Source organism: Cupriavidus sp. F041, from assembly GCF_057814235.1.
In genome coordinates this window covers 2652683-2676427 of sequence record NZ_JBVASY010000002.1, presented here as the reverse complement: position 1 = coordinate 2676427, position 23745 = coordinate 2652683, and the positions used below count along the sequence as shown (strand labels likewise).

20 protein-coding genes and 1 tRNA gene are annotated in these 23745 nt (G+C 66.0%); 16 read left to right on the top strand and 5 right to left on the bottom strand.

Translation table 11 applies throughout. The features are described from left to right. The first annotated feature begins 80 nt into the window (after positions 1 to 80). Positions 81 to 743: a hypothetical protein gene (locus ACZY0R_RS29700; protein WP_488863417.1), complete on the top strand. Its 663-nt coding sequence runs from the start codon at positions 81 to 83 to the stop codon at positions 741 to 743. Between the two features lie 105 nt (positions 744 to 848). Here ACZY0R_RS29700 and ACZY0R_RS29695 read toward each other — a convergent pair whose 3' ends face one another. From ACZY0R_RS29695 to ACZY0R_RS29675, 5 genes are all read right to left on the bottom strand, one after another. Further along, a complete protein-coding gene (locus ACZY0R_RS29695) occupies positions 849 to 1130 on the bottom strand; it encodes a hypothetical protein (protein WP_488863415.1) in 282 nt (93 codons plus the stop codon). Between the two features lie 399 nt (positions 1131 to 1529). After that, a tRNA-Val gene (locus tag ACZY0R_RS29690) sits at positions 1530 to 1604 on the bottom strand. A gap of 120 nt (positions 1605 to 1724) precedes the next feature. Next, positions 1725 to 2447 (bottom strand): DNA polymerase III subunit epsilon, encoded by a 723-nt coding sequence (dnaQ, locus tag ACZY0R_RS29685; protein WP_488863413.1) that lies wholly within the window; start codon positions 2445 to 2447, stop codon positions 1725 to 1727. A 51-nt stretch (positions 2448 to 2498) separates the two neighbouring features. Beyond that, positions 2499 to 2936, bottom strand: a complete 438-nt coding sequence (gene rnhA, locus ACZY0R_RS29680) for a ribonuclease HI (RefSeq protein WP_488866254.1) — start codon at positions 2934 to 2936, stop codon at positions 2499 to 2501. 89 nt (positions 2937 to 3025) lie between these two features. After that, positions 3026 to 3817, bottom strand: a complete 792-nt coding sequence (locus tag ACZY0R_RS29675; protein WP_035860582.1) for a class I SAM-dependent methyltransferase — start codon at positions 3815 to 3817, stop codon at positions 3026 to 3028. Between the two features lie 10 nt (positions 3818 to 3827). Between ACZY0R_RS29675 and gloB the strand changes: the two genes are divergently transcribed. The 15 genes from gloB (at position 3828) to ACZY0R_RS29600 (ending at position 23666) form a co-directional block, all read left to right on the top strand. Further along, complete coding sequence (gloB, locus tag ACZY0R_RS29670; protein WP_488863411.1) at positions 3828 to 4631, top strand: hydroxyacylglutathione hydrolase; 804 nt, start codon at positions 3828 to 3830, stop codon at positions 4629 to 4631. 192 nt (positions 4632 to 4823) lie between these two features. After that, a complete protein-coding gene (locus tag ACZY0R_RS29665; protein WP_488863409.1) occupies positions 4824 to 6512 on the top strand; it encodes a transglycosylase SLT domain-containing protein in 1689 nt (562 codons plus the stop codon). Positions 6513 to 6740: 228 nt separating this feature from the next. Next, the gene (locus tag ACZY0R_RS29660) at positions 6741 to 8705 is read left to right on the top strand and encodes a propionate--CoA ligase (protein ID WP_488863407.1); all 1965 of its coding nucleotides are present in this window, start codon (positions 6741 to 6743) and stop codon (positions 8703 to 8705) included. Positions 8706 to 8982: 277 nt separating this feature from the next. After that, entirely contained in the window at positions 8983 to 11364 is a 2382-nt protein-coding gene (locus tag ACZY0R_RS29655) for a bifunctional salicylyl-CoA 5-hydroxylase/oxidoreductase (protein ID WP_488863405.1), read from the top strand. 2 nt (positions 11365 to 11366) lie between these two features. After that, complete coding sequence (locus ACZY0R_RS29650; protein WP_488863403.1) at positions 11367 to 12167, top strand: SDR family NAD(P)-dependent oxidoreductase; 801 nt, start codon at positions 11367 to 11369, stop codon at positions 12165 to 12167. A gap of 46 nt (positions 12168 to 12213) precedes the next feature. After that, complete coding sequence (locus ACZY0R_RS29645) at positions 12214 to 13065, top strand: enoyl-CoA hydratase family protein (RefSeq protein ID WP_045238389.1); 852 nt, start codon at positions 12214 to 12216, stop codon at positions 13063 to 13065. Between the two features lie 15 nt (positions 13066 to 13080). Further along, positions 13081 to 14244, top strand: coding sequence for an acyl-CoA dehydrogenase family protein (locus tag ACZY0R_RS29640; protein ID WP_045238388.1), 1164 nt, complete (start codon positions 13081 to 13083; stop codon positions 14242 to 14244). 63 nt (positions 14245 to 14307) lie between these two features. Then, a complete protein-coding gene (locus ACZY0R_RS29635; protein ID WP_488863400.1) occupies positions 14308 to 15981 on the top strand; it encodes an AMP-binding protein in 1674 nt (557 codons plus the stop codon). Next, positions 15978 to 16418, top strand: a complete 441-nt coding sequence (locus ACZY0R_RS29630; RefSeq protein WP_488863398.1) for an acyl-CoA thioesterase — start codon at positions 15978 to 15980, stop codon at positions 16416 to 16418. Before ACZY0R_RS29635 ends, ACZY0R_RS29630 begins: the two co-directional genes overlap by 4 nt. A 92-nt stretch (positions 16419 to 16510) precedes the next feature. Continuing rightward, positions 16511 to 16921 (top strand): RidA family protein, encoded by a 411-nt coding sequence (locus ACZY0R_RS29625; protein ID WP_035860557.1) that lies wholly within the window; start codon positions 16511 to 16513, stop codon positions 16919 to 16921. 337 nt (positions 16922 to 17258) lie between these two features. Continuing rightward, the gene (gene carA / locus ACZY0R_RS29620; protein ID WP_488863396.1) at positions 17259 to 18395 is read left to right on the top strand and encodes a glutamine-hydrolyzing carbamoyl-phosphate synthase small subunit; all 1137 of its coding nucleotides are present in this window, start codon (positions 17259 to 17261) and stop codon (positions 18393 to 18395) included. A 61-nt stretch (positions 18396 to 18456) separates the two neighbouring features. Next, positions 18457 to 19137, top strand: a complete 681-nt coding sequence (gene leuE, locus ACZY0R_RS29615; protein ID WP_488863394.1) for a leucine efflux protein LeuE — start codon at positions 18457 to 18459, stop codon at positions 19135 to 19137. Positions 19138 to 19202: 65 nt separating this feature from the next. Beyond that, on the top strand, positions 19203 to 22451 hold the full coding sequence (gene carB, locus ACZY0R_RS29610) for a carbamoyl-phosphate synthase large subunit (RefSeq protein WP_488863392.1): 3249 nt from the start codon (positions 19203 to 19205) through the stop codon (positions 22449 to 22451). Between the two features lie 224 nt (positions 22452 to 22675). Beyond that, entirely contained in the window at positions 22676 to 23152 is a 477-nt protein-coding gene (gene greA / locus ACZY0R_RS29605; RefSeq protein WP_045238424.1) for a transcription elongation factor GreA, read from the top strand. Between the two features lie 10 nt (positions 23153 to 23162). Next, positions 23163 to 23666: a DUF4149 domain-containing protein gene (locus ACZY0R_RS29600; RefSeq protein WP_035860548.1), complete on the top strand. Its 504-nt coding sequence runs from the start codon at positions 23163 to 23165 to the stop codon at positions 23664 to 23666. Positions 23667 to 23745: the final 79 nt, after the last annotated feature.

The following is a 23745-nucleotide window of genomic DNA, read 5'->3' as shown; positions in this document are numbered from 1 at the left end:
TTCCTGCAGGCCCATCCTGTCCCGCTGGTGGACGGGCGCGGCCAGGCAGGCAGGACGATCAGGAAACCCCAGGAAGCGAAATGGCTGAGAAGGTTGGCGGTTGGATTCTAGTGGGTAGCAAAGGCGGTTACCGCCGGCTTGCGCGATACGCAATCGAAGATGAGGGCTCGCTGAATATCCGGTTCGTCCGCGCCGGCACCGTTCAGGAAAGCGCGGGCGCCGATTCTGACCGGATCGGGCAACCGAAAACCAGGAACTTGTCGTATCACGCAACAGGGCAAGTCCACCTGGACCACCGGCCAGACGAGAGCGTCTTCATGGAGCCCTTGAGCCGTATCACCGGCCTGAATCTCGTCGCGGTCTATCGTGTCCCGTCGGTAGGGCGGCTTGATGAGCATGATGAGGCCTTGGGCCCCTCGGACCTAGTGCTGGCTTGTCCTGAGCAGTCCGTCCCGACTCAGTTCCTCTTTGGGATAGGTCCTTGCACCACAAGCGCTCCCGGAGCTTGGGGGAGCATCAGATTGGAAGGCTTGTTTGCGCTCAGCGTTGCAATGGCTCCAGAGGCGCCCGACTATCCTGAGCACCTGAAGATTTACTTCTCCATATTCCTGTGGAAGGGCTTGTTTGGGCAACTGCCAATCCAGGAAGATCAGGCCTGCGCGGAGTTCCGCCAGAAACTGGATGCTTCGCAAGGATTGACCGTCTTTCCGGCCATGTCAGATGCCGCGAAGGGCGGCGGCTGAGGCGGCGGCGCGCCGTCGCTGCCGTGCCGGACATCTTCCACAGGAGGCCCTCCCGTCGCCATCCCTCCGGGCCGGGGGCCTCTCAAGTGGACCTGTGCCCCTGTGTCAGCGTTTCCAGGCTACCGGCGCGGAGGCGGAGCAGGCGGCCACCTTGCCGGACCAGCTCCTGGTGGTAGTGACCTTGACGAGCTGTTCGTTGACCGGCTCGATCGGCCGTTGCCGGCGCTCGGCCAGGCTGTTGGCTACGCTGGCAAGCGCTGCCTTGCACGCCGCATCGGCCGAGCTGGATCGCACGATGAACTGCGAATAGCGATAGTTGACCATCAGGGTGAAGCCGTCTGGAACATATTCAACCGTGTATTCGGTGTCCATGTCATACGTTGACATCTGTCGGCCAGCAGATGGCGCGGGCGTAGTCGTAGTGCATGCCGCCGATATCAGGCAGGCCATCGCTGCCAACACCTTCTTGTATTGCACGGCATGATCTCCATGGATTTCATTGCAGGAAGCGCGGCGCATCTTGGCTTGTGTGCGAGTCTGGGGCTGGATGGTACCAAGGAATGACGGTGGGGGAATCCGGATGGCCATGGTCCCGGCACCTTCCCGCAGTGGCCGCCGCCGCTTGGACAATGGACGGAATCAGGGGAGTCGCAGAATCGGGCCGCCCACCTGGGTTTGACGGCATCTTCGGTGCAAGGCGTCGCAATGGCTTCGGCGGTCATTTTTTCACCCAAAGAAAAAAGGACTTGGGCTGTCGCCGCAAGTCCTTCATTCCTCACCGAATTTTGGTGGGTGGTACAGGGATTGAACCTGTGACCCCTGCCGTGTGAAGGCAGTGCTCTACCGCTGAGCTAACCACCCCTGCTGCTGCGTTGTTGCTGCCGTGCTGCAGAGAAACAAGATTATGTCAGCGCGCTTGTATCTTGTAAAGCCCTTTCTGGGAATTTCTGCAAAAAATCGCTTCGGGCTTTCCTGACAGGCTCACGCGGCTTCAGCCGCGGGCGCGTCTTCCTGCCACACCACCTTGCCGCCGCTCGCCTTGTCCAGTTGCTTGAGCACGGCCAGGTGCGCGGTTGTCTCTTCCTCGCTGGCCATCAGCACCGGCAGGTCCAGGCGCGAGAGGTCAGTGGATGCCACGGCATCGCTCTGCGCGCCGCCGCCGTCGAGCATATCGATGACCAGCGAGTTCTGGCCGCGCGTCATCGCGAGGTAGACCTCGGCCAGCAGTTCCGCATCGAGCAGTGCGCCGTGCAGGGTGCGGTGCGAATTGCTGATGCCGAGGCGGTCGCACAGCGCATCGAGCGAATTGCGCTTGCCGGGGAACATCTGGCGCGCTTCGCGCAGGGTGTCGATCACATTGCCCGCGTGCTCGCGGAACGGGGGCAGCCCGACCAGCTTGAATTCCATGTCAAGGAAGCCAAGGTCGAAGGGCGCGTTGTGAATGATCAGTTCGGCGTCCTGGATGAACTCCCGGATCTCGTGCACCACTTCCGCGAACCTGGGCTTGTCGGCCAGGAATTCGACGGTGATGCCGTGCACCGCGATAGCGCCTTCGTCGATATCGCGTTCCGGGTTGACGTAGAAGTGCAGGTGCCTGCCCGTGAGGCGGCGGTTGAGCAGCTCCACGCAGCCGATTTCAATCAGGCGGTCGCCGGTGGCGGCGCTAAGGCCGGTGGTTTCGGTGTCGAGAACGATCTGTCGCATGGCGGGCATTCTAACCGGAGGGGCGGGGCAGGCGGCCGTCGGGGCCGGTCCTTAACCCTTGAGCGAGTCCACGCCGCGGTTGGCGAGGGCGTCGGCGCGCTCGTTGCCCGGATGGCCGTTGTGGCCGCGCACCCAGTGCCAGGAGATATCGTGCTGCTGCGCGAGCTTGTCCATTTCCTGCCAGAGGTCGGCGTTTTTCACCGGCTTCTTGTCGGCGGTTTTCCAGCCGCGCGCCTTCCAGCCCGGCAGCCATTCGCCGATGCCTTTCTGCACGTACTGGGAGTCGGTGTAGACCTTGATCCGGCACGGCCGCTTGAGCGCGCGCAGGGCTTCGATCACGGCGGTCATTTCCATGCGGTTGTTGGTGGTCAGGGACTCGCCGCCGAATAGTTCTTTTTCGTTGCTGCCGGAGACCAGCACAGCGCCCCAGCCGCCGCGGCCAGGGTTGCCTTTGCAGGCGCCGTCAGAGTAGATGATGACGTCTTCGATTTCGTTGGGTTGCATTGCGTTGTCGCTAAGGTTGGCACGGCAATAGCGCGCGGTGCCGACCGGGGTGATTGGGTGTGCGCCAGTGGCGCTCAATGCTCGTCGCCGGGCGCCTTGCCGTGGGTGCCCGTGGGCGAGGCCACGGGCGCGGCGACGGGTGAGAGTGCCGTCTTGGGGCTCTTCCAGGCGGGGCCGACCAGGCGGATATTGCGCACGCGCTTGACCGCCGAAATCATATAGACTGAGCCGAAGATCGGCCACCAGCGGTCGCCGGCCTTTTCCATGAAGGCGGTGCGCTGCAGCCAGCGCTCAGTGTGGTAGGGCGGGCAATAGCAGCCAAACCGGCCGCGGATGATATCGAAACCCAGCAGTTTGAGCCAGTCCTTGATCCGCACGAAACCGATCGACTGGCTGTCGTTGGGCAGGAAAGGATCGGCGCCCAGCCGCTTGAGGCCCTGGCGCGCGCCCCACAGGCTCATGGGGTTGAAGCAGGTCACCACGACGCGGCCTTCGGGCATCAGCACGCGCGATACCTCGCGCAGCACCTCGTGGGGATCTTCCGAAAACTCCAGGATATGGGGCAGGGTGATCAGATCGATACTTTGCGTTTCGAACGGCAGTTCGTCGAAGCGGCACAGCAACTGGCGAGCGTCGGCCTGGGCGCGTGGGCCATGGGGGCCGCTGCCGGGGGCCAGCGCCAGCGCTGAGAACGGCATGCGGTTTTCGCGCAGCGTGTCAATGTGCGGCAGGCCAAGCTGCACCGCGTGGTAGCCGAAGATATCCACGACGGTCCGGTCGTACTGACCCTGCTCCCACTGGAGCATGTATTGCCCGGGAGGCGAGGCAAGCCAGTCTTCCCAATTTATAATCGGACGCTTGGACATAGGAGCACGCATGTTGAAGGTGGAGCCGATTCCCGCATTCCAGGATAACTATATCTGGGCTATCCACGACGGTCACTGCGCCGCCGTGGTGGACCCGGGCGAAGCCGCGCCGGTCGCGGCTTTCCTGGCACGCGCGGGGCTGGTGCTGGGCGCTATTGTAATCACCCATCATCATGGCGATCACCAGGGCGGGGTGGCCGAGTTGCTGGCGGCGCATCCGGCGGCGCCGGATGGCACGCCATTGCCCGTGATCGGGCCAGCCGGCGAACGCATCGGCGGGCGTACCGTGGCCGTGCGCGAAGGCGACACCGTGGAGGTGGCCCATCCCGCGCTGCAGCTCAAGGTGCTCGACGTGCCGGGCCACACCGCCGGTCACGTTGCCTACGTGGCGGATCTGCCCGGCGCCGGTCCGGCCGTGTTCTGCGGCGATACGCTGTTCGCCAGCGGCTGCGGGCGGCTGTTCGAGGGTTCGCCGGCGCAGATGCTGGCCTCGCTGGACAAGCTGGCGGCGCTGCCCGGCGCCACCCGCGTGTATTGCGCCCACGAGTACACGCGCAGCAATGTGCGCTTTGCGCGGGCAGTAGAGCCGGACAATGCCGCGCTGGCAGCCTGGGAGGCGCGCGTGGATGCGTTGCGCGCCGCCGGCACGCCCACTGTACCGACCACGGTTGCGCAGGAGAGGGAGGTCAATCCCTTCCTGCGTTCGCGCGAACCCTCGGTACGCCTGGCGGTGGCGGCCCATGCGGGTGGCCCGGCAGCCAACGACGCGGCGGCCTTCGGCGCGCTGCGTGGCTGGAAAGACAATTTCCGCTGATTCCTTATTGCCATATGCCGGCGTGGCGGACCCGCCAGCCGTTGACCCCGCAAGCCGGGAGGGCGATTTCCGTGTACCCGTTATGTTCCTGGCGGCGCTGCCCTGGCGCCGCCGCAGGGAAAATTTCATTGACGCGAAAGCCGCTTTTTCTTAGCATCAGGCAAATTTTTAGCGTCACGATTTGAGAACTTAATGAAAATTGGTCGATTACTGGCGGTCGTTGCGTGTGCCGCGCTGCTCGCAGCGTGTGCCGGCACGCCAACTCCGCCCGGCGCCGCCGATGGCGTCAGCACGACCGCCTCCGCTTCCAAACCTGCGTATTCGAAGCCCGATCCGCTCAATTCGATCAACAGCGCGGCCGTGATCAACCTGGACCGCGACAGCCTCGACTGGTTGCGCGGGCCGTCGAGCGACATCTGGGACCGTATCCGCCGCGGATTCGGCATGCCGGACCTGGAAGGCACGCTGGTTGACGATCGCACGCAGTGGTACGCGCAGCGGCCGGAATACATGGAACGGATGGTCGCGCGCTCGAGCCGCTACCTCTATCACATCGTCGAGGAACTGGAACGCCGCAAGATGCCCACGGAACTGGCGTTGCTGCCCTTCGTGGAAAGCGCCTTCAACCCGCAGGCCGAGTCCACGGCCAAGGCGGCCGGCATGTGGCAGTTCATTCCGAGCACCGGCAAGACCTACAACCTGAAGCAGAACATGTTCCGCGACGAGCGCCGCGATGTGCTGGCCTCGACCGACGCGGCACTGGATTACCTGCAGCGGCTGTACGACATGTTCGGCGACTGGCAACTGGCGCTGGCGGCGTATAACTGGGGCGAGGGCGCGGTTTCCCGGGCCATCGCGCGCAATCAGGCGCGCGGGCTGCCGACGGACTACGCCAGCCTGACCATGCCCAACGAGACGCGCTACTACGTCCCCAAGCTGCAGGCGGTCAAGAACATCATTGCCAACCCCCAGATGTACGGGGTGAAGCTGCCGGATATTCCCGACCACCCGTACTTCGTCACGGTGACCACCTCGCGCGATATCGACGTTTCGCTGGCGGCCAAGCTCGCCAATATGCCGATCGACGAGTTCAAGGCGCTGAACCCGTCCTTCAACCGGCCGGTGATCCTGGGCGCGGCGAATCCGCAGATCCTGCTGCCTTTCGATAACGCCGAGCGCTTCCAGTACAACCTCAACACCTACCGGGGCGGCCTGTCAAGCTGGACAGCGGTGACGGTGGATAACCGCGAGCGCATCGAGGCGCTGGCGGCGCGGCTGAATATCGACGCGGACACCATTCGCGAGATCAACCGCATTCCCAAGGGCATGCGGCTGAAGGCCGGTTCCACCGTGGTGGTGCCGCGCTCGGAGAATCACAGCCAGGACATCAGCGCCACGCTGGCGGAGAGCGCCATGATGGCTGTCGAGCCCGATGTGCCGGACGCGCGCCGTGTGGTGGTGCGGGCGGGTCGACGTGACACTGTGGTTTCGCTGGCGCATCGCTATGGCGTGTCGGCCGGGCAGGTGCAATCCTGGAACAAGCTTTCCGGCACCAAGCTGGTGGCGGGGCAGAGCCTGGTCTTGATGGTGCCCGCGCGTTCGGCGGCCCGTTTCGCCAGTGGCCCTGACACGCCGTCCACTTCTTCCGTCCCGGCACCGGTTCGCGGCGAGCCGGTGCAGGCAACCGCCAAGGGCCGCGCGGCGGGCCGTCAACGTGTGACGGTCGAGGCGGTCCCGCACAAGGCTGCTGCCGGAGCCGGCAGGACGGCTAAAGCCGCTCCGGCGGTCCCGGCAGCCAAGGGCGCCGGCGCCAAACCGTCCGCGAAGCCAGCCGGCAAGGCTGCCGCGGCGCCTGCCAAGACCAAGGCGCACGCGCGCTGACCGCGCGGGCCGGGCTCGGGCCAACGGGTTTGAGCCAGCAGGTTTGAGCCAGATCAAGGGCGTGCCAATGGCACGCCCTTTTTGCTTGGTGCGGTGCGTCAGCGGTAAGCCTTGCGTAAGCCGGCGTACCCAGACTGCAGGTACCGGTGGGCTGGCTCGGCTGCGGCAAGCCGGCCGCCATGCGCCAGCAATGGTGGCAAACTAACGGGCGGCAGCAGCCAGCATCAGGTGGTTCGCCCGGCAAAGACACAAAGACAAACTGCATATAGACAACCCGCATTCAAGCGGAGGAGACAAGCCATGACGGCTACCCGTGCCCTGCACGCGCGCTCAGTGAGCGATCCCGAAGGTTTCTGGGCCGAACAGGCTCGCCGCATCGACTGGGAAACCCCATTCGAGACCGTGCTGGACGATAGCCGTCCGCCATTTACCCGGTGGTTCGTTGGCGGGCGCACCAATCTCTGCCACAACGCCGTCGACCGTCACCTGGCGGCGCGCGCGGACCAGCCCGCGCTAATCTATGTGTCGACCGAAACCGGCCAGCATCGCACCTACAGCTACGCCGAGCTGCATGACGAGGTCAACCGCATGGCCGCGATCCTGCAGCAGATGGGCGTGGCCAAGGGGGACCGCGTGCTGATCTACATGCCGATGATTCCCGAGGCCGCCTTTGCCATGCTGGCGTGCACGCGGATCGGCGCCATTCACTCGGTGGTGTTCGGCGGCTTCGCCTCGGTCAGCCTGGCCGCGCGCATCGACGACGCGCAGCCGCGTGTGATCGTCAGCGCGGACGCTGGCTCGCGCGCGGGCAAGGTGGTGCCCTACAAGCCGCTGCTCGACGAGGCGGTGACGCTGGCCGCGCACAAGCCCGAACGCGTGCTGCTGGTGGATCGCCAGCTCGCGCCGATGGCGCTCACGCCCGGCCGCGACGAAGACTACGCAGCCTGGCGCGAGCGCGTGGGCGCGGCGCGCGTGCCGTGTGTCTGGCTCGAATCGAGCGAGCCATCCTACGTGCTCTACACCTCGGGCACCACCGGAAAACCAAAAGGCGTGCAGCGCGACACCGGCGGCTACGCGGTCGCGCTGGCTACCTCGATGGACTACATTTTCTGCGGCAAGGCTGGCGACACCATGTTCTCCAGCTCCGATATCGGCTGGGTGGTGGGGCACAGCTACATCGTGTACGGGCCGCTGCTGGCCGGCATGGCCACGCTGATGTACGAAGGCACGCCGGTGCGCCCGGACGGCGGCATCCTGTGGCAACTGGTGGAGCAGTACCGTGTGAACATCATGTTCAGCGCGCCCACCGCCATTCGCGTGCTGAAGAAGCAGGACCCGGCCTGGCTCACGCGCTACGACCTCTCCAGCCTGCGCCTGCTGTTCCTGGCCGGCGAGCCGCTCGATGAACCCACCGCCAGCTGGATCCAGCAGGGCATCGGCAAGCCGGTGGTGGACAACTACTGGCAGACCGAGACGGGCTGGCCGATCATCGCCATCCAGCGCGGCATCGATCCGTTGCCGGCCAAGCTGGGCTCGCCCGGCGTGCCGGTCTATGGCTACGACCTGAAGATCATTGATGAAGCCACCGGCGCCGAATGCGCGTCGGGGCAGAAAGGCGTGGTCGCCATCGACGGGCCGTTGCCGCCGGGCTGCATGACCACGGTGTGGGGAGACGATGAACGCTTCGTCAAGACCTATTGGTCCGGCGTGCCGGGCCGCCGCTGCTATTCGACGTTCGACTGGGGTGTGCAGGACGAGGACGGCTATATCTTTATTCTGGGCCGCACCGACGACGTGATCAATGTGGCGGGCCACAGGCTGGGCACGCGCGAGATCGAGGAGAGCATCTCGTCGCATCCGGCGGTGGCCGAGGTGGCGGTGGTGGGCGTGCACGATGCGCTGAAGGGGCAGGTGGCTATGGCGTTCGTGATCGCGCGTGACGCGGGCCGCATCGAAACCCAGGCCGACCGGCTGGCGCTGGAAGGCGACGTGATGAAGACCGTGGACCGGCAACTGGGTGCTGTGGCGCGCCCGGCGCGGGTGTTCTTCGTCAATGCGCTGCCCAAGACCCGCTCCGGCAAGCTGCTGCGCCGCGCCATGCAGGCGGTGGCGGAAGGCCGCAACCCCGGCGATCTCACCACGATCGAAGATCCCACCGCGCTGGCGCAACTCCAGGCGGCGATGCAAGGCTGAAGGCTGTTCTGGCCGCCGCGCGCCGGAGGGCGGGCGGCGGCAGAGGCATGTTTTAGGGCTGGAAACGCGGCGTATCCGCCGCTGCCGGGTTGGCTAAGCTGGCCTGCCGGGGCACGCGCTGCACCGCGTCAGAGATTGTGCTTGCACGACGGTCTGATGCGGACTAATATTTTAAGCATCAATTATTTAAGCATGATCTAGATGCGCTCCCGCGCATCGCATGTGCCGCGAGGGGCCGGGCCAGCCGGATCCGGGCCGGCGCGCAGGAGACGACAAGATGCGAGTACTGTGTATCGGCGGAGGCCCCTCGGGCCTGTACTTCGGTTTGCTGATGAAGCTGCGGGATCCCGCCAACGAGGTCTACGTGGTGGAGCGCAACCGGCCCTACGACACGTTTGGCTGGGGCGTGGTGTTCTCCGACGCCACCATGGACAACCTCAAGCAGGCCGATCCGGTCAGCGCGCAGCAGATCAACGAGGCATTCAACCACTGGGACGATATCGATATCCATATCGGCGGGCGCACCATGCGTTCCGGCGGGCATGGCTTTATCGGCATCGGCCGCAAGCGCCTGCTCAATATCCTGCAGGCTCGCTGCGAGGAGTTGGGCGTGCACCTGGTCTTCGAGACCGACGTCACGGATGACCAGGCGCTGGCGCAGCAATACCAGGCCGACATCGTGATCGCCGCCGACGGAATCAACAGCCGCGTGCGCGGCCGCTACGCCGAGACCTTCCAGCCCGATATCGATACCCGCCTGTGCCGCTTTGTCTGGCTTGGCACGCGCAAGTTGTTCGACGCCTTTACCTTCGCCTTCGAAAAGACCGAGCATGGCTGGTTCCAGGCCCATGCCTACCGTTTCGACGATAACACCTCCACCTTTATCGTCGAGGCGCCCGAGCCGGTCTGGCGCGCCGCCGGCATCGAGCAGATGAGCCAGGAGGAGGGCGTGGCCTTCTGCGAGCGCCTGTTTGCCCGCTACCTGGACGGTAACGCGCTGATCAGCAACGCCACTCACCTGCGCGGCTCGGCCAACTGGATCCGCTTTCCGCGTGTGATCTGCGGCACCTGGGTGCACTGGAACACGCTGGCCGACGGCCGCCCTGTGCCGGTGGTGCTGATGGGCGACGCCGCGCATACCGCGCATTTTTCGATCGGCTCCGGTACCAAGCTGGCGCTGGAAGATGCGATCGACCTCGCCAACAATATCCGCGATGCCGGGCCGGGCGGCGCCGACGTGCTGCCGCAGGCCCTGGAGCGCTACCAGGCCACCCGCAGCGTCGAGGTCCTCAAGATCCAGAATGCCGCGCGCAACTCCACCGAATGGTTCGAGAACGTGGAGCGCTATGCGGGCATGGCGCCGGAGCAGTTCGCCTATTCCCTGCTGACGCGCTCGCAGCGCATCTCGCACGAGAACCTGCGCGTGCGGGATTCGGGCTACGTCGAGGGCTTCGAGCGCTGGCTCGCGGCACAGGCCGCGGCCAACGTTGCCAGTGCCGGGCAACCCGCGGATGCGCGCGCGGTGCCGCCGATGTTCACGCCGTTCCGCGTACGCGGCGTCACGCTGAAGAATCGCGTGGTGGTGTCGCCCATGGCCATGTATTCCTGCGAGGACGGCGTGCCCGGCGACTTCCACCTGACCCACCTGGGCGCGCGCGCGCTCGGTGGCGCCGGCATGGTGGTGGCGGAAATGACCTGTACTTCTCCGGATGCGCGCATCACCCCGGGATGCCCGGGTCTGTGGAACGACGCGCAGCGCGACGCCTGGCGCCGCATCGTCGATTTCGTGCACGCCAACAGCGACGCGCGCATCGCCATGCAGATTGGCCACGCCGGGCGCAAGGGCTCTACCCAGCTCGGCTGGGAAGCGATGGACTACCCGCTTGCCAGCGGCAACTGGCCGGTGATGTCGGCCTCGCCGTTGCCCTATATGCCGGACGTGTCGCAAGTGCCGCGCGAGATGAGCCGCGCGGACATGGATCAGGTGCGGGACGATTTCGTGGCCGCCGCGCGGCGTGCCGCGGAGGCGGGTTTCGACTGGCTCGAGCTGCACTGCGCCCACGGCTACCTGCTCTCGAGCTTTATCTCGCCGCTGACCAACCAGCGCAGCGACGAATACGGTGGCTCGCTGGCTGCGCGGCTGCGCTACCCGCTCGAAGTCTTTGCGGCGGTGCGCGCCTTGTGGCCCCAGGAGCGCCCGATGTCGGTGCGGATTTCGGCACACGACTGGGTCGAAGGCGGCATCACGCCGGACGATGCAATCGAGATCGCACGTGCCTTCAAGACTGCGGGCGCCGATATGATCGACTGTTCTTCGGGGCAGGTGAGTCCTGACCAGGCGCCGGTGTACGGGCGCATGTACCAGACGCCGTTTGCCGATCGCATCCGCAACGAGGCCGGCATTGCCACCATCGCTGTCGGCGCGATCTTCGAAGCCGACCACGTCGACAGCATCATCGCCGCCGGCCGTGCCGACCTGTGCGCGATTGCCCGCCCGCACCTGGCGGACCCCGCCTGGACCATCCACGAAGCCGCGCGGCTGGGCCATCGCGACCTGGCATGGCCCAAGCAATACCAGGCCGGCAAGCGCCAGCTGGAAACCAACCTGGAGCGGGCCGCGCAACAGGCACGGCAAGCCCGTCAGCCCGAGGATCACTGAGCATGAGCGCCTATCTTTCCCTGCAGGGCCGGCACGCGCTGGTCACCGGTGGCGGACGCGGAATCGGCGCGGCCATTGCGCGCCGCCTGCTCGCGCAAGGCGCCAGCGTCACCTTGCTGGGGCGCGACGCGGCCACGCTGGCAGCGACAGCCGATGCGCTCGCCGAGGCGGTCGTCGCGCCCGCCATGCTCGGCACCGTGACGGCGGATATTTCGCAGGCCGACAGCGTGGCGGCGGCGTTCGCGGCAGCGTCCGGCCGCGCGGGCCCGATCGACCTGCTGATCAACAACGCCGGGCAGGCGCGCAGCGCGAGCTTCGCCAGGACGGATCTCGCCCTGTGGCAATCCATGCTCGAGGTCAACCTGACCGGCACCTTCCTCTGCATGCAGACAGCGTTGCCGGGCATGCTGGAACGCGGCTGGGGCCGCATCGTCAATGTGGCCAGCACGGCCGGGCTGGTTGGCTACGGCTATGTCAGCGCCTACTGCGCGGCTAAGCACGGCGTGATCGGACTGACCCGCTCGCTGGCGCTGGAAGTCGCGAGCAGCGGCGTGACCGTCAATGCGGTCTGCCCTGGCTATACCGAGACCGACATCGTGCGCGATGCGGTTGCCAATATCATGAGCAAGACCGGCCGCACCGAGACGCAGGCCCGGGCCGAGTTGTCCAAGGGCAATCCGCAGGGCAGGCTGGTGCAGCCGGACGAGGTGGCGGACGCGGTCGCATGGCTGTGCCAGCCCACCGCCAGCGCGATCACCGGGCAGGCCATCGCAGTGGCCGGCGGCGAGGTCATGGCGGGTTGATCCCGAACGAATTCGAGAAAACCAGAACAGGCAAGCGAGAGACGAGATGAGTGAAATAGCACTGGACATGCGCCACCACAAGCGCAGCTTTGCCGGCTACCAGCCGCAGCACTTCCTGTGGTCGGTCTCGGCCGACGGCAAGGTCGGCACCGTGACGCTGAACCGCCCCGAGCGCAAGAACCCGCTCACCTTCGATTCCTACGCCGAACTGCGCGATCTGTTCCGCGCGCTGTGCTACGCCACGGACATCAAGACCGTGGTGATCACCGGCGCCGGCGGCAACTTCTGCTCGGGCGGCGACGTCCACGAAATCATCGGCCCGCTCACCCGCATGACCATGCCCGAGCTGCTCGAATTCACGCGCATGACCGGCGACCTGATCAAGGCCATGCGGGCCTGCCCGCAACCGGTCATCAGCGCCGTCGACGGCATCTGCGCGGGCGCCGGCGCGATGATGGCGCTGGCCTCGGATATGCGGCTGGGCACCGAGCAGGCGAAGACCGCTTTCCTGTTCGTGCGGGTAGGCCTGGCAGGCGCGGACATGGGCGCCTGCTCGCTGCTGCCGCGTGTGATCGGACAAGGCCGTGCCAGCGAGCTGCTGTACACCGGCCGGGCGATGAATGCGCAGGAAGGGCTGCAATGGGGCTTTTTCAACGCGCTGCACGCACCGGACGCGGTACTCGCCGAAGCCCAGTCGCTGGCCGCGCAAATCGCCGCCGGGCCCACCTTCGCCCACGGCGTGACCAAGAAGCTGCTGCACCAGGAATGGAACATGGGGCTGGACGAAGCCATCGAGGCCGAGGCCGAGGCGCAGGCCATCTGCATGCAGACCAAGGACTTCCGCCGGGCCTACGACGCGTTCGTGGCCAAGACGCGGCCCGTGTTCGAAGGCGACTGAAAGGGTACGAACTTCATGTCCGATAAAAGCTATCTCTCCCTGCCGTTCTTCGGCGACGCGCACCGCGAACTGGAACAACGGCTCGACGCGTGGGCCACGGCCTCGCTCGCGGTCGATCACAGCGACACCGATGCCGCCTGCCGCGCGCTGGTGCGCCAGCTTGGCGAGGCCGGCTGGCTGCGCTACTGCGTGCCCGCTGCTTATGGCGGCGCGCTCGAAACGCTCGACTCGCGCTCGCTGTGCCTGCTGCGCGAGACGCTCGCCCGTCACGACGGCCTGGCCGATTTCGCCTTCGCCATGCAGGGCCTGGGCAGCGGCGCCATCACGCTGGCCGGCAGCGACGCCGTGCGCGAGCGCTACCTGCCGCGCGTGGCGCGCGGCGAGGCGATCGCTGCGTTCGCACTGTCCGAGCCCGATGCCGGGTCCGATGTGGCGGCAATGCAATGCCGCGCGGTACTGGACGGCGATCACTACGTGATCGATGGCGAGAAGACCTGGATTTCCAACGGCGGCATCGCCGACTTCTACTGCGTGTTCGCCCGCACCGGCGAAGCGCCGGGCGCACGCGGCATCTCAGCCTTCGTGGTGGACGCGGACACGCCGGGCCTGACCATCGCCGAGCGGATCGATGTCATGGCGCCGCACCCGCTTGCCACGCTGCGTTTCGAGAACTGCCGGGTGCCGGTTGGCGCGCGGCTGGGCGAAGCAGGGCAGGGCTTCAAAGTGGCCATGATGACGCTGGATATCTTCCGCGCCTCGGTGGCGGCCGCCTCGCTGGGCTTCGGCCGCGCCGCGCTTGACGAAGCACTCGCGCGCGCCATCGCGCGGCCCATGTTCGGCGGCGTGCTGGCCGACCTGCAACTGACCCAGGCGGCAATCGGCGACATGGCCACCGCCATCGACTCGGCCGCGCTGCTGACCTACCGCGCCGCGTGGCTGCGCGATGTGGCCGGTGTGCGCACCACGCGCGAAGCGGCGATGGCCAAGATGGTGGCCACCGAGAACGCGCAGCAGGTCATCGACCGCGCCGTGCAGATGTTTGGCGGGCTCGGCGTCAAGGTGGGCACGCGCGTGGAGAGCCTGTACCGGGAGATCCGTTCGCTGCGGATCTACGAAGGCGCCACCGAAGTGCAGAAGCTGATCATCGCGCGCGAAACGCTGGCACAGCATCGCGCATAGCGTGATCGACGCGGCCGGACAGCCCTTACCAGCATCACCAGAATGAAGGAAGCGGAGACAACCATGGCGAGCACAGCCCACCTAGATACCTTTGCACGCGACCGCCTGCCGCCCCCGCAGCAGTGGCCGGAACTGCTGTTGAGCGCGGACACGCAATATCCGGAGCGCATGAACTGCGCGCTGGAACTGGTCGAGCGCCATGTGCGCGAAGGGCGGGGCGAGCGCATCGCGATCCGCTACGAGCAGGACGGCGCCCATCGCAGCGTCAGCTATGCCGAACTGGCAGCGCTCTCCAACCGCATCGCCCACGTGCTGACCGGCGACATGAAGCTGGTGCCGGGCAATCGCGTGCTGCTGCGCGGCCCCAACAACCTGATGATGGCAGCGTGCTGGCTGGCGGTGGTCAAGGCGGGGCTGATCGCGGTGCCGACCATGCCGTTGCTGCGCGCCAAGGAACTCAAGCAGGTGATCGACCGTGCCGCGGTCAGCGCGGCGTTGTGCGACGAGCGCCTGCGCGAAGAACTCGAAGCCAATCTGGATCCCGGCAACGAGCACCATTGCCAGAGCCTGGCGCAGGTGCGCTACTTCAACGGCAGCGGCGCAGGCTCGGTGGAAACCGCCATGGCCGGCAAGCCCGAGTCGTTCGACGCGTGCGATACCGCTAGCGACGACATCTGCCTGATCGCCTTCACCAGCGGGACTACCGGCCAGCCCAAGGGCACGGTGCATTTCCACCGCGATGTGATCGCCATGTGCGACCTGTTCCCGCGTCATGTGCTCAAGCCGGGGCCGGACGACATCTTCTGCGGCACCCCGCCGCTGGCCTTTACCTTCGGCCTGGGCGGCATCCTGTGCTTCCCGCTGCGGGTGGGAGCGTCCACCGTGCTGGCCGAGCGGCTCACGCCTGAGAGCCTGCTGGCGCTGATCGAGTCCTGGCGCGCGACGATCGTGTTTACCGCGCCGACCTTCTACCGGCAGATGGCGGCGCTGGCGCCGGGTTATGACATCTCCAGCCTGAAGAAGAGCGTCTCGGCCGGCGAGGCGCTGCCCGATGCGACGCGCCAGAGCTGGAAGGCGGCCACGGGCATCGAGATGACCGACGGCATCGGCGGCACCGAGATGATGCATATCTTCATCTCCAGCGCCGGTGCGGAAGTCCGGCCGGGCGCCATCGGCAAGGTGGTGCCGGGCTATGTCGCGCAGATTGTCGACGAGTCGATGCAACCGGTGCCGCCCGGCACGGTCGGCAAGCTGGCGGTGCGCGGCCCCACCGGCTGCCGCTATTTGGACGATCCGCGCCAGGCCAGCTATGTGAGGGACGGCTGGAACCTGCCGGGCGACACCTTCATGGCCGATGCCGACGGCTACTACTACTACCAGGCGCGTTCCGACGACATGATCGTCTCGGCCGGCTACAACATTGCCGGGCCGGAAGTGGAAAGCGCGCTGATGCGGCACGAAGCGGTGGCCGAATGCGGCGTCGTCGGCATGGCCGATCCCGAGCGCGGCCAGGTGGTCGCCGCCTACGTGGTGCTGCGCCCCGGCGTGGTGGCCAGCGAGGAGATGTGCGCCGCGCTGCAGGCCTACGTCAAGGCCGAGATCGCGCCGTACAAGTATCCGCGCCGGGTGATCTTCGTCGATGCGCTGCCGCGCACCGAGACCGGCAAGCTGCAGCGCTTCCGCCTGCGGCAGATGGCGGAACAGGCCGGCGCGGCCGGAGGAGGGCGCCAGCCGTGAGCGAAGTGTTCACCAACACCGTCCGGGTGCGCTTCAAGGACTGCGACGCCGCCGGCATCGTGTTCTTCCCGCGCTACTTCGAGATGCTTAACGACCTGGTCGAGGACTGGTTCCGGGAGGCACTCGGCTGGTCCTTCGACGCTATGCATGGCGCGGCACAGGCCGGCGTGCCGACGGCGGAAGTATCCTGCCGCTTCGTGGCACCCAGCCGGCTGGGCGAATTGCTGACGCGGGAGCTGCGTGTGACGCAGCTGGGGCGCACCAGTTTCTCTTTGCAGGTGCGCTTCGTCGGGCCTGCCGCGGACCACCGCGTGGAGATCGCCCAGCGCCTGGTGTGCGTCGATACCGGCGAAATGATGCCGCGCGCGCTGCCGCCGGAGGTCCGCGCCGGCATGGAGCGCTTCCTGGCGCCGGGGCAAGAAGCCGCGGCGCGGTAAGCGCGCGCCGCCTGACATCCCGCACCCATGCGCCCGTCTGAGGCGTGGTGCGAACCAACCAGAACCCAATCACTGATTACGGAAGACCGACCATGAAGATTCTCCAGCCACCAGACTGGGCCGCGCCGCGCGGCTATTCGAACGGCATCATGACCGAGATGCAGGTGGGCAGCCGCCTGCTCTTCGTCGGCGGCCAGATCGGCTGGAACGGCCAGTGCGAGTTCGAAACCGACGACTTTGCCGAGCAGGTCGGCCAGGCGCTGCGCAACATCGTGGCGGTGCTGGCCGCGGGCGGAGCGCGTCCCGATCACATCGTGCGCATGACCTGGTACGTGAAGGACAAGGTGGAATATGTCGCCGCCTACCGCGCCATCGGTGAGCATTACCGGGCCACCATCGGGCGTCACTTCCCGGCCATGACGGCGGTCGAGGTCGCCGATCTGGTGGAGGCCCGTGCCAAGGTGGAGATCGAGGTGACGGCGGTGGTGCCTGCCAGCGAATGAGCGGTGCCGGCCGGGCGTTCCGGCCTGCCGGCGGACGCGCGCAGCGGCCCTGCTGCGTCCGCAAGTCCTTGATAACTTGAGAAAATGGGTGGCGCGGGGTATAATCCAAAAGTTTCGCTTTCAGAACCCCTCACCCTAGCGCCTACCGAATTCCACCTTCCGCCGCCCCCATTTCGCCTTGGCTCCGCCGCACTAGTTTGTGTGGCGTTTCGAGCACCAGGCGAACGGCCCCGGCGACAAGCATCGCGTCCATCACGCTGCCTGTCGCCCCGCCGGACAACGGGGCAAGAGGCGTTGAGCAGGTCGGTCACAGGGTGAATCCAGCAGGAGCCTACCCGTGTTACCGTCTTTTCCGTCCGCCATTCTCGCGCTTGCAGACGGCACGGTCTTTCGTGGCTATTCCATTGGCGCTTCCGGCCATACCATCGGCGAAGTGGTGTTCAACACCGCTCTGACCGGTTACCAGGAAATCCTCACCGACCCCAGCTATTCCCGGCAGATCGTCACGCTGACGTATCCGCATATCGGCAATGTCGGGGTCAATACTGAGGATGTCGAAGCCACGAAAGTCCATGCCGCCGGCCTGATCATCAAGGATCTGCCGCTTCTGGCCTCCAACTTCCGCAAGGAACATTCCCTCGGCCATTACCTGAAGCAGGAAAAGGTGGTGGCGATCGCCGGCATCGATACCCGCAAGCTGACCCGTATCCTGCGCGAGAAGGGTGCCCAGAACGGCTGCATCCTGGCTGGCGAGGACAATGTGCAGAAGGCCATCGACCTGGCGCGGTCCTTCCCCGGCCTGGCCGGCATGGACCTGGCCAAGGTGGTTTCGGTCAAGGAACCGTACGAGTGGAGCCAGACCGAATGGGCGCTGGGCACCGGCTACGGCAAGCTGGAGTCGCCGCGCTTCCACGTGGTGGCTTTTGACTACGGCGTCAAGTTCAACATCCTGCGCATGCTGGCTGAACGCGGCTGCAAGGTGACCGTGCTGCCGGCGCAAGCCAGCGCCGCCGACGCGCTGGCGCTCAACCCGGATGGCATCTTCCTGTCGAACGGCCCCGGCGACCCCGAGCCTTGCGACTACGCGATCCGCGCTACCCGCGAGTTCATCGAGCGTGGCATCCCCACCTTCGGCATTTGCCTGGGGCACCAGATCATGGCGCTGGCAGTTGGCGCCAAGACGCTGAAGATGAAGTTCGGCCATCATGGCGCGAACCATCCGGTGAAGGACGTGGAGGACGGCCGTGTGGTGATCACCTCGCAGAACCACGGTTTCGCGGTGGACGCCGACACCCTGCCTGCCAACGTGCGCACCACCCACGTGTCGCTGTTCGACGGTTCGCTGCAAGGTTTCGCGCTGACCGACAAGCCCGCCTTCTGCTTCCAGGGCCATCCGGAAGCCTCGCCGGGCCCGAACGACGTGGCTTACCTGTTCGACCGCTTCACCAAGATGATGGCGGACGCACGCCAGTAAGCGCGCAGCGAAGAAGACAAGACGAGAAGATTAGTAGACAGACAGACCGCAGGACGATCCCATGAACGCCTTCATGCATACCGCGCTGGGCATTACCGATTTCTGGACCTTTGTGCTCGGCACGATTTTTATCGTGCTGCTGCCGGGCCCGAACTCGATGTATGTGCTTTCCGTCGCCGCGCAGCGTGGCGTGCGCGAAGGCTACAAGGGCGCCTGCGGGGTGTTCCTGGGCGACGCCATCCTGATGGTGCTGTCGGCGGCGGGGGTGGCCTCGCTGCTGAAGGCCAGCCCGGGCCTGTTCTACGTGGTGAAGTACATCGGTGCCGCTTACCTCGGCTGGATCGGTTTCCAGATGCTGCGCGGTGCCGTGCGCGGCTGGTCCAGCCGCGGCAGCGATGGCGGGGCGTCGGCACAGGGCGAGATGCCTGTGGACCGTGCCGTCAGCCCGTTCCGCAAGGCGCTGGTGGTGAGCCTGCTCAACCCCAAGGCCATCCTGTTCTTCATCTCCTTCTTCATCCAGTTCGTCGATCCGCAGTTCGGCTATCCGGCGCTGTCCTTTGTCGCGCTGGGGCTGGTGTGCCAGTTGTGCAGCTTCGCCTACCTGACCGCGATCATCTTCGTGGGCGCCAGGCTGGCCGAGGCGTTTCGCCGCCGACGACGCCTGTCGGCGGGCATGGCGAGCGGTGTGGGCGCCATATTCATCGGCTTCGGCGCCAAGCTGGCGACGGCCACCCTGAACTGAATCGAATCCTGATATCCGGTGCGGTCCGCGCGAACGTGGGGGCCGGCCAATAATGAGAGCGTGCAATGCCAAAGCGCACAGACATAAAGAGCATCCTGATCATCGGCGCCGGCCCCATCATCATCGGGCAGGCGTGCGAGTTCGACTATTCCGGCGCCCAGGCCTGCAAGGCGCTGCGCGAGGAAGGCTTCAAGGTCATCCTGGTCAACTCCAATCCGGCCACGATCATGACCGATCCCAACACGGCCGATGTGACCTACATCGAGCCGATTACCTGGGAAGTGGTCGAGCGCATCATTGAAAAAGAGCGTCCCGACGCCATCCTGCCGACCATGGGCGGCCAGACCGCGCTGAACTGCGCGCTGGACCTGCATCGCCATGGCGTGCTGGACAAGTACAAGGTCGAGCTGATCGGCGCATCGCCGGAAGCCATCGACAAGGCCGAGGACCGCCAGAAGTTCAAGGAGGCGATGACCAAGATCGGGCTGGGTTCTGCCAAGTCCGGCATCGCCCACTCGATGGAAGAAGCGCTGGCCGTGCAGACGCAGATCGCCAAGGAAACCGCTACCGGCGGCTACCCCATCGTGATCCGCCCGTCGTTCACGCTGGGCGGCTCCGGCGGCGGCATCGCTTACAACCGCGAGGAATTCGAGGAAATCTGCAAGCGCGGCCTGGATCTCTCGCCGACCCGCGAACTGCTGATCGAAGAGTCGCTGCTGGGTTGGAAAGAGTATGAGATGGAAGTGGTCCGCGACAAGAAGGACAACTGCATCATCATCTGCTCGATCGAGAACCTGGACCCGATGGGCATCCACACCGGCGACTCCATCACCGTGGCGCCCGCCCAGACCCTGACCGACAAGGAATACCAGATCCTGCGCAACGCCTCGCTGGCGGTGCTGCGCGAGATCGGCGTCGATACTGGCGGCTCCAACGTGCAGTTCTCGATCAACCCGGCCGACGGCCGCATGATCGTGATCGAGATGAACCCCCGCGTTTCGCGTTCGTCGGCGCTGGCGTCCAAGGCCACCGGCTTCCCGATCGCCAAGGTTGCCGCCAAGCTGGCGGTGGGCTACACGCTAGACGAACTGAAGAACGAGATCACCGGCGGTGCGACCCCGGCCTCGTTCGAGCCGTCGATCGACTACGTGGTCACCAAGGTGCCGCGTTTCGCCTTCGAGAAATTCCCGCAGGCCGACAGCCACCTGACCACCCAGATGAAGTCCGTGGGTGAAGTGATGGCCATGGGCCGCACCTTCCAGGAGTCGTTCCAGAAGGCGCTGCGTGGCCTGGAAGTCGGCGTGGACGGCCTGGACGACAAGTCCACCGACCGCGACGAGATCGTCGAGGAAATTGGCGAAGCCGGCCCGGACCGCATCTGGTACGTGGGCGACGCCTTCCGCATCGGCATGTCGCTGGAAGAAGTGCACGCCGAGACCGCGATCGACCCATGGTTCCTGGCCCAGATCGAAGACATCGTCAAGACCGAGACCCTGGTCAAGGCGCGCAAGCTGGACAGCCTGTCGGCCGCCGAGCTGCGCCACCTGAAGCAGAAGGGCTTCTCGGATCGCCGCCTGGCCAAGCTGATGGGCGCCGAGCCCAAGGCCGTGCGCGCCGCGCGCCATGCCGCCGGCGTGCGTCCGGTGTACAAGCGCGTGGACACCTGCGCTGCCGAGTTCGCCACCAATACCGCCTACATGTATGGCACGTATGAAGCCGAGCATGGCGAGTGCGAAGCCGAGCCCACCACCAATCGCAAGATCATGGTGCTGGGCGGCGGTCCGAACCGGATCGGCCAGGGCATCGAGTTCGACTACTGCTGCGTGCATGCCGCGCTGGCGCTGCGCGAGGACGGGTACGAGACCATCATGGTCAACTGCAACCCGGAAACCGTGTCGACCGACTACGACACCTCGGACCGCCTCTACTTCGAGCCGCTGACGCTGGAAGACGTGCTGGAAATCGTTGACAAGGAAAAGCCCGTCGGCGTGATCGTTCAGTACGGCGGCCAGACCCCGCTGAAGCTGGCGCTGGACCTGGAAGCCAACGGCGTGCCCATCATCGGCACCAGCCCCGACATGATCGACGCCGCGGAAGACCGCGAGCGTTTCCAGAAGCTGCTGCATGAGCTGGGCCTGCGCCAGCCGCCCAACCGCACCGCGCGTGCCGAGGACGAAGCGCTGCGCCTGGCCACCGAGATCGGCTACCCGCTGGTGGTGCGTCCGTCGTACGTACTGGGCGGCCGCGCGATGGAAATCGTGCACGAGCCGCGCGACCTCGAGCGCTATATGCGCGAAGCCGTCAAGGTGTCGCATGACTCCCCGGTGCTGCTGGACCGCTTCCTGAACGACGCCATCGAGTGCGACGTCGACGCGCTGTGCGACGGCCAGCGCGTGTTTATCGGCGGCGTGATGGAGCACATCGAGCAAGCCGGCGTGCACTCGGGCGACTCCGCCTGCTCGCTGCCGCCGTACTCGCTGGCGCAAGCCACCGTGGACGAGCTCAAGCGCCAGACCGCCGCCATGGCCAAGGCCCTGAACGTGGTCGGCCTGATGAACGTGCAGTTCGCCATCCAGCAGGTCAACGGCGAGGATATCGTCTACGTGTTGGAAGTGAACCCCCGCGCCTCGCGCACGGTGCCGTACGTGTCCAAGGCCACCGGCCTGTCGCTGGCCAAGATCGCCGCGCGTTGCATGGCCGGCCAGACGCTGGATTCGCAAGGCATCCATGACGAAGTGGTGCCGCCGTACTACAGCGTCAAGGAGGCGGTGTTCCCGTTCAACAAGTTCCCCGGCGTCGATCCGGTGCTCGGACCTGAAATGCGCTCCACCGGCGAGGTGATGGGCGTGGGCAAGACCTTCGGCGAAGCGCTCTTCAAGAGCCAGCTCGCCGCCGGTTCGCGCCTGCCGGAGAAGGGCACGGTGCTGCTGACCGTGAAGGACAGCGACAAGCCGCACGCCGTGGGCGTGGCGCGCATGCTGCACGATATGGGCTACCCCATCGTTGCCACCCGCGGTACCGCCTCGGCCATCGAAGCCGCCGGCATCCCGGTGCGCGTGGTCAACAAGGTGAAGGACGGCCGCCCGCATATCGTCGACATGCTGAAGAACGGCGAACTGGCGCTGGTGTTCACCACCGTGGACGAAACCCGCACCGCCATCGCCGACTCGCGTTCGATCCGTATCTCGGCCCTGGCCAGCCGGGTGCCGTACTACACCACCATCGCCGGCGCGCGCGCCGCGGTGGAGGGTCTGAAGCACATGCAGAGCCTGGAGGTCTACGACCTGCAAGGCCTGCACGCCTCGCTGGCCTGACGGCCCCTTTGGGCCCCCTGGGGCTGCCCGCAGTTGCTGCGGGCAGCCGTCATGGCCTAAACTAACAGCAATACCGTCGATCCGCCGACCGGGCAAGCGTCCGGCCAATGGGTCGATCCAACCTGACAACCTGAAAGGCCGCGGTTGAGCGGAAGTGCCCCGGGCAGCGATGCCGGTGCATGGCTCCAGCTCCGCTGCGGCTCATTTTTTTGCAGAACGAAGACATGAGCACGATTCCGATTACAAAGCGCGGCGCCGCGCTGCTTAAAGAGGAACTGCAGCGCCTGAAGGCCGTCGAACGTCCCGCGGTGATCAATGCCATTTCCGAAGCGCGCGCGCAGGGTGACCTGTCCGAAAACGCCGAATACGACGCCGCCAAGGAAAAGCAGGCCTTTATCGAAGGCCGCATCCTGGAAGTGGAGTCCAAGCTGTCGACCGCGCAGGTCATCGACCCGACCCAACTCGATACCGATGGCCGCATCGTGTTTGGCGCCACCGTGGACCTGGAAGACCTGGAGTCGGGCAAGCCCGTGAGCTACCAGATCGTCGGCGACGACGAGGCCGACCTCGACAGCGGCAAGATCTCGGTCAGCTCGCCTATCGCGCGCGCGCTGATCGGCAAGTTCGAGGGCGATGTGGCGATCGTGCTGGCCCCTGGCGGCGAGCGCGAGTACGAAGTCATCACGGTTCGCTACGTCTGAACGGGGCTGCGTGTTCTCCTCCTCCTACTCGAGCCTGCCGCCGCTGCCGCATCGGATCTTTCTCCTGCTGACCGTAGTCTGGGCCGGCAGCCTGTGGACCGTGGGCTACATGGTGGCCCCGACGCTGTTTTCGGTGCTGCCCAGCCGGGAGACCGCCGGCCTGATCGCCGGGCAGCTGTTCCGGACCGAGGCCATCCTTGGCGTGGTGGTCGGCGTGCTGCAACTGGCGCTGTGCAACCTGATGATCCGCCGTGGCGCGAGGCGCTACCGGGGGCTGCGCTGGCTGGTGCTGGGCATGCTGCTTTGCGTGCTGGTGGGATACTTTGGCATCCAGCCCTTCATGGAGAACCTGAAGGACAAGGCGACGGCGCTGGGCGTGGGCGTGTCCGAATCCCCCTATAAGGGGCAGTTCGGCATGCTGCATGGTGTGTCCAGCGTGTTCTACCTGGCGCATAGCCTGCTTGCGCTGGTCCTGGTGTGGCGCGCGGCGGCGCCGCGTTCGGCGGGCGAGTAGGGCTGGCGGGCAAGGAGTGTGGCGGACCCCGCGTGCGGGGCCGCCGATATCAAGCCGGCGCGCGTCAGGAGGCGCCGGC

Coding starts and splice junctions, on each gene's coding strand:
- ACZY0R_RS29700 (WP_488863417.1), top strand. CDS start 81: ATGGCTGAGAAGGTTGGCGGTTGGATTCTAGTGGGTAGCAAAGGCGGT.
- ACZY0R_RS29695 (WP_488863415.1), bottom strand. CDS start 1,130: ATGTCAACGTATGACATGGACACCGAATACACGGTTGAATATGTTCCA.
- dnaQ (WP_488863413.1), bottom strand. CDS start 2,447: ATGCGACAGATCGTTCTCGACACCGAAACCACCGGCCTTAGCGCCGCC.
- ACZY0R_RS29675 (WP_035860582.1), bottom strand. CDS start 3,817: ATGTCCAAGCGTCCGATTATAAATTGGGAAGACTGGCTTGCCTCGCCT.
- gloB (WP_488863411.1), top strand. CDS start 3,828: ATGTTGAAGGTGGAGCCGATTCCCGCATTCCAGGATAACTATATCTGG.
- ACZY0R_RS29665 (WP_488863409.1), top strand. CDS start 4,824: ATGAAAATTGGTCGATTACTGGCGGTCGTTGCGTGTGCCGCGCTGCTC.
- ACZY0R_RS29655 (WP_488863405.1), top strand. CDS start 8,983: ATGCGAGTACTGTGTATCGGCGGAGGCCCCTCGGGCCTGTACTTCGGT.
- ACZY0R_RS29650 (WP_488863403.1), top strand. CDS start 11,367: ATGAGCGCCTATCTTTCCCTGCAGGGCCGGCACGCGCTGGTCACCGGT.
- ACZY0R_RS29645 (WP_045238389.1), top strand. CDS start 12,214: ATGAGTGAAATAGCACTGGACATGCGCCACCACAAGCGCAGCTTTGCC.
- ACZY0R_RS29640 (WP_045238388.1), top strand. CDS start 13,081: ATGTCCGATAAAAGCTATCTCTCCCTGCCGTTCTTCGGCGACGCGCAC.
- ACZY0R_RS29635 (WP_488863400.1), top strand. CDS start 14,308: ATGGCGAGCACAGCCCACCTAGATACCTTTGCACGCGACCGCCTGCCG.
- ACZY0R_RS29625 (WP_035860557.1), top strand. CDS start 16,511: ATGAAGATTCTCCAGCCACCAGACTGGGCCGCGCCGCGCGGCTATTCG.
- leuE (WP_488863394.1), top strand. CDS start 18,457: ATGAACGCCTTCATGCATACCGCGCTGGGCATTACCGATTTCTGGACC.
- carB (WP_488863392.1), top strand. CDS start 19,203: ATGCCAAAGCGCACAGACATAAAGAGCATCCTGATCATCGGCGCCGGC.
- greA (WP_045238424.1), top strand. CDS start 22,676: ATGAGCACGATTCCGATTACAAAGCGCGGCGCCGCGCTGCTTAAAGAG.